8 protein-coding genes are annotated in these 7395 nt (G+C 67.6%); 5 read left to right on the forward strand and 3 right to left on the reverse strand.

Annotated elements, in window-relative coordinates; translation table 11 throughout:
- The first annotated feature begins 101 nt into the window (after window positions 1–101).
- The 4 genes from ER13_RS14830 (at window position 102) to ER13_RS14845 (ending at window position 4533) form a co-directional block, all read left to right on the forward strand.
- The gene (locus ER13_RS14830; RefSeq protein WP_035310449.1) at window positions 102–1022 is read left to right on the forward strand and encodes a DnaJ C-terminal domain-containing protein; all 921 of its coding nucleotides are present in this window, start codon (window positions 102–104) and stop codon (window positions 1020–1022) included.
- A gap of 45 nt (window positions 1023–1067) precedes the next feature.
- Window positions 1068–2225, forward strand: a complete 1158-nt coding sequence (locus ER13_RS14835) for a phosphoserine transaminase (RefSeq protein ID WP_035310451.1) — start codon at window positions 1068–1070, stop codon at window positions 2223–2225.
- A gap of 134 nt (window positions 2226–2359) precedes the next feature.
- Window positions 2360–3655, forward strand: coding sequence for an adenylosuccinate synthase (locus tag ER13_RS14840; protein ID WP_035310453.1), 1296 nt, complete (start codon window positions 2360–2362; stop codon window positions 3653–3655).
- A gap of 74 nt (window positions 3656–3729) precedes the next feature.
- The gene (locus tag ER13_RS14845) at window positions 3730–4533 is read left to right on the forward strand and encodes a two-component system response regulator (RefSeq protein ID WP_008264315.1); all 804 of its coding nucleotides are present in this window, start codon (window positions 3730–3732) and stop codon (window positions 4531–4533) included.
- A gap of 52 nt (window positions 4534–4585) precedes the next feature.
- On the opposite strand, the gene rpoH is transcribed toward ER13_RS14845, so the two are convergent.
- From rpoH to ER13_RS14860, 3 genes are all read right to left on the reverse strand, one after another.
- On the reverse strand, window positions 4586–5473 hold the full coding sequence (rpoH, locus tag ER13_RS14850) for an RNA polymerase sigma factor RpoH (protein WP_081836252.1): 888 nt from the start codon (window positions 5471–5473) through the stop codon (window positions 4586–4588).
- A 254-nt stretch (window positions 5474–5727) separates the two neighbouring features.
- Complete coding sequence (locus tag ER13_RS14855; RefSeq protein WP_035310455.1) at window positions 5728–6021, reverse strand: GNAT family N-acetyltransferase; 294 nt, start codon at window positions 6019–6021, stop codon at window positions 5728–5730.
- Window positions 6022–6028: 7 nt separating this feature from the next.
- On the reverse strand, window positions 6029–7015 hold the full coding sequence (locus ER13_RS14860; RefSeq protein WP_231492566.1) for an RluA family pseudouridine synthase: 987 nt from the start codon (window positions 7013–7015) through the stop codon (window positions 6029–6031).
- Window positions 7016–7130: 115 nt separating this feature from the next.
- On the opposite strand from ER13_RS14860, the gene ER13_RS14865 reads away from it, so the two are divergent.
- On the forward strand, window positions 7131–7395 hold a 265-nt coding region (locus ER13_RS14865), incomplete at its 3' end, for a DUF2799 domain-containing protein (RefSeq protein ID WP_035310460.1).

Here is a 7395-nt window from a genome sequence, read left to right on the forward strand (position 1 = left end):
GGCCTGATCTGAGCAAATATGCCGGGTCCGGCCCTTTGCGGGGGCGGGAGCATGGCTTAACTGACGGCCTCTTGGTGTTTTCAGTTGGAGCGGCAACGCACGTGGCAGGCGATCCCTACAAGGAACTGGGCGTTTCGAAGGGCGCGAGCGCGGACGAGATCAAGAAGGCGTTCCGCAAGCTGGCCAAGGAGTTGCACCCCGACAAGAACCCCGGCGACAAGATCACCGAGGACAAGTTCAAGCGGGTGACGGCGGCCTTCGACATCCTGGGCGACGCCGAGAAGCGGGCCAAGTTTGACGCCGGCCAGTTGGATAACGACGGCAACGAGCAATATCGCGGCTTCAGCGGCGGGGCGCGGCCGGGCGGCAGCCCGTTCGGAGGCGCGGCAGGCGGGTTCGGCGGCGGACCCGGCGGACGGGCCAATTTCGAGGGCGTCGATCTGGACGAACTGTTCGGCATGTTCGGGGGCGGCGGACGCCAGCGGGGCGCGCGGGACTTCACCGCGCGCGGCCAGGACGTCAAGGCGACGCTGGACATCAGTCTGGAAGACGCCATCGCCGGGGCGACGAAGCGAATCCAGTTCTCGGACGGCCGGACCCTGGATGTGACCATTCCCAAGGGGGCGGCGGACGGCCAGACCATTCGCCTGCGCGGACAGGGCTCGCCCGGACGCGGGGCCGAGAACGGCGACGCCCTGATCGAACTGAAGATCGAGCCGCATCCGATCTACAAGCGCGACGGGGCGGACCTGACCATGGATCTGCCAGTGTCGGTTCCCGATGCGGTGCTGGGCGCCAAGGTGCGGGTGCCGACGCCCGAGGGGGCGGTGCAGATGACGATTCCGGCCGGCTCGAACTCGGGCAAGCTGTTGCGGCTGAAGGGGCGCGGCGCCTTCGCCCAGGGACGGCGCGGCGATCTGCTGGCGCGGCTGGTCGTGACCCTGCCGGACGAGCCGGACGCGGCCCTGGTCAAATTCGCCGAAGACTGGCGCGCCAAGCGGCCGTATACGCCGGGGCGTTGAGCCGCGCTCAAGCCGCGCCAAGCGCGGCAGCACAAGGGAAAAGCCATGATCGCAAAGCCTGATGTGAAGCCGGCGCGGCCGTGGTTTTCGGCCGGGCCGACGGCCAAACGGCCCGGCTACAGTCTGGCGGGCCTGCCGCAGGACCTGTTGGGGCGGGGCATTCGCGCGCCGGAGGTGGTGGAGCGGTTCGCCCATGGCCTGCGGCTGACGCGGGCGGTGCTGGAAGTCCCGGAGAGCCATGTGCTGGTCTATACGCCGGGGTCCGACACCGGGGCGGTCGAGGCGGCCCTGTGGGGCATGCTGGGGGCGCGGCCGGTGCAGGTGGTGGCGTTCGAGAATTTCGGCCTGACCTGGCTGGCGGACGTGAAGGACCATCTGGGGCTGGAGCCGGAGGCGCTGACGGCGCCCTGGGGCGAACTGCCGGACCTGAGCCAGGCCGACTGGTCCAAGGACGTGGTGTTTCCGTGGAACGGCACGACCTCGGGCGTGCGGGTGCCGGACGCCGACTGGATCGCCGACGACCGGGAGGGGCTGGCCATCTGCGACGCCACCTCGGCCGCCTTCGCCATGGCCTTGCCGTGGGAGAAGCTGGATGTCGTGACCTTCAGCTTCCAGAAGGCGCTGGGCGGGGAGGCGGGCATCGGCGTGATGGCCCTGTCGCCGCGCGCGATCGCGCGGCTTGATACGTATCGGCCGGATCGGGCCATTCCCAAGCTGCTGCGGCTGACGGACGGCAAGGGGTTTGACCGGGCCCTGGGGCAGGGGGTGGCGATCAACACCTTCTCGATCCTGACCATCGAGGACTGGATCGACGCCCTGGAGTGGGCGCAAGGGATCGGCGGCTTGAGCGAACTGATCCGGCGGACGGACGCAAACTACGCCGCCCTGGCCGAATGGGTGGCGCGGACCGACTGGATCGATTTCCTGCCTGAACGACCCGAGATCCGCTCGACCACCTCGGTCTGTCTGAAATTCACCGACCCGCGTATCGCGGCCCTGGACGCCAAGGCGCAGAAGGCCTTCGTCGTGCGGTTCAAGGCCCTGCTGGAAGGCGAGGCGGCCGTGTTCGACATGGAGCCCCACCGCAACGCGCCGCCGGGACTGAGGCTGTGGTGCGGCTGCACGGTCGAGGTCGCCGACGTGGTCGATGCGACGCCGTGGCTGGAGTGGGCGTTCGAGACGGCCGTGGGGGAACTGTCGTAAAATACGACGGTTCGGGACGACATCGGATGATTCCCTCGCTATAGGCTGCGCCCGCATTCAGATCGTCGCGTTGCCGCGGCGCCTGCTGGTTTTGACGTGTTCTCCGAGGAGAACGCTAAGGCGGAGTACGGACTTTGGCGAACGTAGCGGTGGTCGGCGCCCAGTGGGGCGACGAGGGCAAGGGCAAGATCGTGGACTGGCTGTCCAACCGCGCCGACATGGTCGTGCGGTTCCAGGGCGGTCACAATGCGGGCCATACGCTGGTCGTGGACGGCAAGGTCTACAAGCTGGCCCTGCTGCCCAGCGGCGTGGTGCAGGGCAAGCCGTCGATCATCGGCAATGGCGTGGTCGTGGACCCCTGGCACCTGGTGGGCGAGATCGAGAAGATCGAGGCCCAGGGCGTGGCCATCAGCCCCGATATCCTGACCATCGCCGACAACGCCTGTCTGATCCTGCCGATCCATCCCGCGCTGGACGTGGCGCGCGAGGCGGCGGCCAGTGCGCCGGGGGCCAAGATCGGCACGACCGGGCGCGGCATCGGCCCGGCCTATGAGGACAAGGTCGGCCGCCGCGCCATCCGGGTGTGCGACCTGGCCAATGAAGACGACCTGAAGGTCAAGATCGAGCGTCTGCGCTCGCACCATGACCCGCTGCGCGCGGGCCTGGGGCTGGAGCCGATCGACCCGGAGGCGCTGCTGGCCTCGCTGCTGGAGATCGCGCCCAAGATCCTGCCCTATGTGAAGCCGGCGTGGCGGGTGCTGGACCAGGCGCAGAAGGACGGCAAGCGGGTGCTGTTCGAGGGGGCCCAAGGCGCCTTCCTGGACGTCGATCACGGCACCTACCCCTATGTGACCAGTTCCAACACCGTGGCCGGACAGGCGGCGGCGGGGTCGGGCGTCGGGCCGCGCGGCGTCGGCTATGTGCTGGGCATCGTGAAGGCCTATACGACCCGCGTCGGTGAAGGCCCGTTCGCCTGCGAGCTGGACGACGAGGTCGGACAGCATCTGGCGACCGTGGGCCGCGAGGTGGGGGTGAATACGGGACGGGCGCGGCGCTGCGGCTGGTTCGACGCCGTGCTGGTGCGCCAGTCGGTGGCGATCAACGGCATCGACGGCATCGCCCTGACCAAGCTGGACGTGCTGGACGGGTTGAAGACGCTGAAGATCTGCGTCGGCTACAAGGTCGATGGCGAAGTTCTGGATTATCTGCCGTCCAGCCTGAAGGCCCAGGCCGCCGCCGAGCCGGTGTTCGAGGAACTGGAAGGCTGGAGCGAAAGCACCGCCGGGGTCCGCAGCTTCAAGGACATCAACGCCAACGCCATCAAATATGTGCGTCGGATCGAGGAACTGATCGGCGCGCCGGTGGCCCTGCTGTCGACCAGCCCGGAACGGGACGACACAATCCTGATGCGAGATCCCTTCCAGGGCTGAGGGCAAACGACCCCCGATTCAACGGGCCTTAACCAGCAACCGGTAAGCCTGCGGGTGAAACCGGAGCAGAAGCCTTGTTCACCGCCGACGCCAGAACCCTGAGCCGTCTCGAACCCGCTGTGCGGCGGATCGTGATCGTCGAACCGAACGCGGCGTCGGCGCGGTTGCTGTCCGACATCATGAAGGGGCTGGGCGCGCGCGAGGTCTATACCGAGAGCGATGAAGAACGGGCGTTGGAGCTGCTGCGCGACGTCGAGCCGGGCGTCATCTTCACCGAACGTTCGGGCGAGGCCTTGAATGGGGAAACCCTGACGCGGCGCGTGCGTCGGTCGTCGATGAGCTGCCGTATGGCGCCGGTCATCATGGTGACGGGTGAGGCGACCGCCGCCGCCATCAAGGGCGCGCGCGACGCCGGGGTGCATGAGTTTCTGCGCAAACCCTATACGACCGGCGATCTGTTCAAACGGGTCGAGAACGTCGCATTGAAGTCACGGCCCTGGGTCGAGGCGGTCGGCTATGTCGGGCCGGATCGGCGCCGGTTCAACTCGGGCGAATATTCAGGCGCACGCAAGCGCAGGGCCGACGGATCGACAGACGGGCCTGTCGACGTCAAGGATCAGGCGCTGCGCATCCTGGTGGCGGCGATGAGCCAGTTTGATCAGGACCCGGCTCAGGCCATGCGCGCCATTCGCCAACAGGCCCAGACGCTGAAGACCGTGGCGGTCAAGACCGGCGACGCCAAGCTGGCGATCGCGGCGGGCGGGCTGGAAGCCTTCATGGGCGCCGGCGCCGTCACAAAGGGTGGTCTGGCCCAGCCCATCGGGGCGATCATGGCCCTGGTTCAGCCGGCGCCGGCGCAGATGGCGCGAGCATCCTGAGAAACCCTATCGCGCCCCCCGCCGCTTGAGCGGGAGGCGCGATAGCCGTGTGTCAGGCGTCGACCAGGTTCCGTTCCTCGGCGGCGGCGCGCATGGCTTTCTGCAGCTTCTCGAAAGCGCGGACCTCGATCTGACGGACGCGCTCGCGCGAGACGCCGTACTGGCCGGCCAGTTCTTCCAGAGTGACGGGATCGTCCTTGAGGCGGCGTTCCGTGAGGATGTGTTTCTCGCGGTCCGTCAGCTCTTCCATGGCCTCTTGCAGGAGGCTCATGCGGATGCCCTTTTCCTCGTCGTCGGCCAGCTGGGTCTCCTGGGAGACAGCCGTGTCGTCCGCCAGCCAGTCCTGCCATTCGCTTTCGCCGTCGGCGCGCAGCGGCGCGTTCAGCGAGGCGTCGCCGCCGAGGCGGCGGTTCATGTTGGTGACCTCTTCCTCGCTGACGCCCAGTTTGGTGGCGATGGCGGCGAGGTGTTCAGGGTGCAGGTCGCCTTCCTCGAAGGCCGAGATCTGGCTCTTGGCCTTGCGCAGGTTAAAGAACAGCTTCTTCTGGGCGGCGGTGGTGCCCATCTTCACCAGCGACCAGCTGCGCAGGATGTATTCCTGGATCGAGGCGCGGATCCACCACATGGCGTAGGTGGCCAGGCGGAAGCCCTTGTCGGGATCGAATTTCTTGACGGCCTGCATCAGGCCGACATTGCCCTCGGAAATCACTTCGCCGATCGGCAGGCCGTAGCCGCGATACCCCATGGCGATCTTGGCCACGAGACGAAGGTGCGAGGTCACGAGACGGTGGGCGGCTTCGGGATCCTGGTGTTCCGACCAACGCTTGGCGAGCATGAACTCCTCGTCCTTGGTCAGCATCGGGAATTTGCGGATTTCCGTCAGATAACGCGACAGGCCTTGTTCAGGCGACATCACCGCGAGCGTACTATTGGCAGCCATATGGTCCCTCCGACCGTCAAAACGAGCGGGCGCTTCGACATCGGCCACCCATGTGCGCCGACGTCTCACCCCTCAACCGATGAAGTAGCGATGGGTTGCCGCCGTTTTTAGGGGCGGGCGGTCACACGAAAGCGTGACCGTGGCCCGGGCGCCACTCGTGCCGGCCAGAGGCCTGTATAAACCGAAGTCAGTTTCAATTCAAGACTGACTTGTCGGGTGCAGTCTGGCTCGGCCACACGGCCTCAAATTCCCAGCTAGCCTCGATAGGTTGGATGAACGACGTCCGCGTACTCGGGATGCTTCTGAAGATAGGCGGAGAAGAAGGGGCAAACCGGCAGGATCAGCAGGTCGCGGGCCCTGGCGTCGGCGAGGACGTGTTTCGCCAAGCGGCTGGCGATGCCCTGGCCCTCAAGACGTTCGGGGACCAGAGTCTCCGTGATCATCAGGTTCGGCGGAGACAGATTGTAGGTGACGACCGCCACCTCGCCATCGACGGGCAGTTCGTAACGGTTGAGCTCGGCGTTGTCGCGGATGTCCGGGTCGAGCATGGGGGCCTCAGAGGTCGGAGAGCAGGGCTCCGAGCCGCACCATATCAGCAGGCGGCGGGGTCTCGAAGCTGAGGGTTTCGCCGGTGACCGGATGAACGAAGCCCAGGACAGCCGCGTGCAGGGCCTGGCGGGCCAGGCCGGCCTCGGCGATCGCAGCCCGAACGGCGGCGGCGGGGCTGCCCGAGCCATAGGTCGCGTCTCCAAGTATGGGCGAACCCTTGGACGACAGGTGGACGCGGATCTGGTGCGTGCGGCCGGTGTGCAGGGTACAGGCGACGCGGGCGGCGAGGGGCGCGCCGCTCGCTTTGGCCGGTTCGCCGAAAGTCGCCTGGACGACATAGTCGGTGATCGCCTCGCGTCCTCCAGCCTTCAGCACGGCCATCTTCTTGCGGTCGCCCGTCGAGCGTCCGATGCGGGTTTCGATCCGGCCTCTGGACGGAGACGGGGCGCCGCGCGTCAGGGCGATATAGGTGCGTTCGATGTCGTGGGTCGCGAACAGGGCGGACAGGCCCTGATGGGCGCGGTCGGTCTTGGCGGCGACCATGACGCCGGAGGTGTCCTTGTCCAGGCGATGGACGATGCCGGGGCGGGCGACGCCGCCGATGCCCGACAGGCTGTCGCCGCAGTGGGCCAAGAGGGCGTTGACCAGGGTGCCGGTCTCGCAGCCCGGCGCCGGGTGGGCGGCCATGCCTGCGGGCTTGTCGATGACGATCAGGTCGGCGTCTTCGTACAGGACGGTCAGGGGGATGGCTTCGGGCTGAGGCGTGGCCGGGGCGACGGGCGGCAGGGCGACGACATAGAGGCCGGGCTGGGCCTTGGCGGAGCCGCCGGTCAGGACCAGGCCGTCGCGACGGACGGCGCCTTCCGCGAGCAGGGCCTGGAGCCGGGCGCGCGACAGGGTCGGGAAGGCCTCGGCCAGGGCCTTGTCCAGGCGAACCCCGGGCGCATCGAGGCGGGCCTCCAGCACCTCGGCGGCGGCGAGGGGCGGTGGCAGGTCTTCTTCGTCGATCAGATCAGGGTCGGACACCGGGGCTCCCTAGCACGGCGCGCAGCTTGCGCGAGGCCCCGTCGTCGGTCGATAGTGAAGCTTGGGGGCGTAGGGGAATCCGATGAAGCGTTTTCTGATCACGGGCGGCGGGATCGCCGCAGCGGCGCTGCTGGGCAGTTGCTCGACCATGAGCAAGGACGAATGTCTGGCGGGCGCCTGGGGTGAAAAGGGCTATGCCGACGGGGCGGCAGGCTATCCGATGAGCCGGCTGGACGATCATGCCAAGGCCTGCGAAAAATATCAGGTGGGGCCCAATCCGGCGGCCTATGGATCGGCGCGCGAGGACGGGCTCAGGACCTATTGCACCTTCCAGCGGGGCTGGACCG

The sequence above is a fragment of the Brevundimonas sp. EAKA genome (genome assembly GCF_000698025.1).
GTDB lineage: Bacteria > Pseudomonadota > Alphaproteobacteria > Caulobacterales > Caulobacteraceae > Brevundimonas > Brevundimonas mediterranea_A.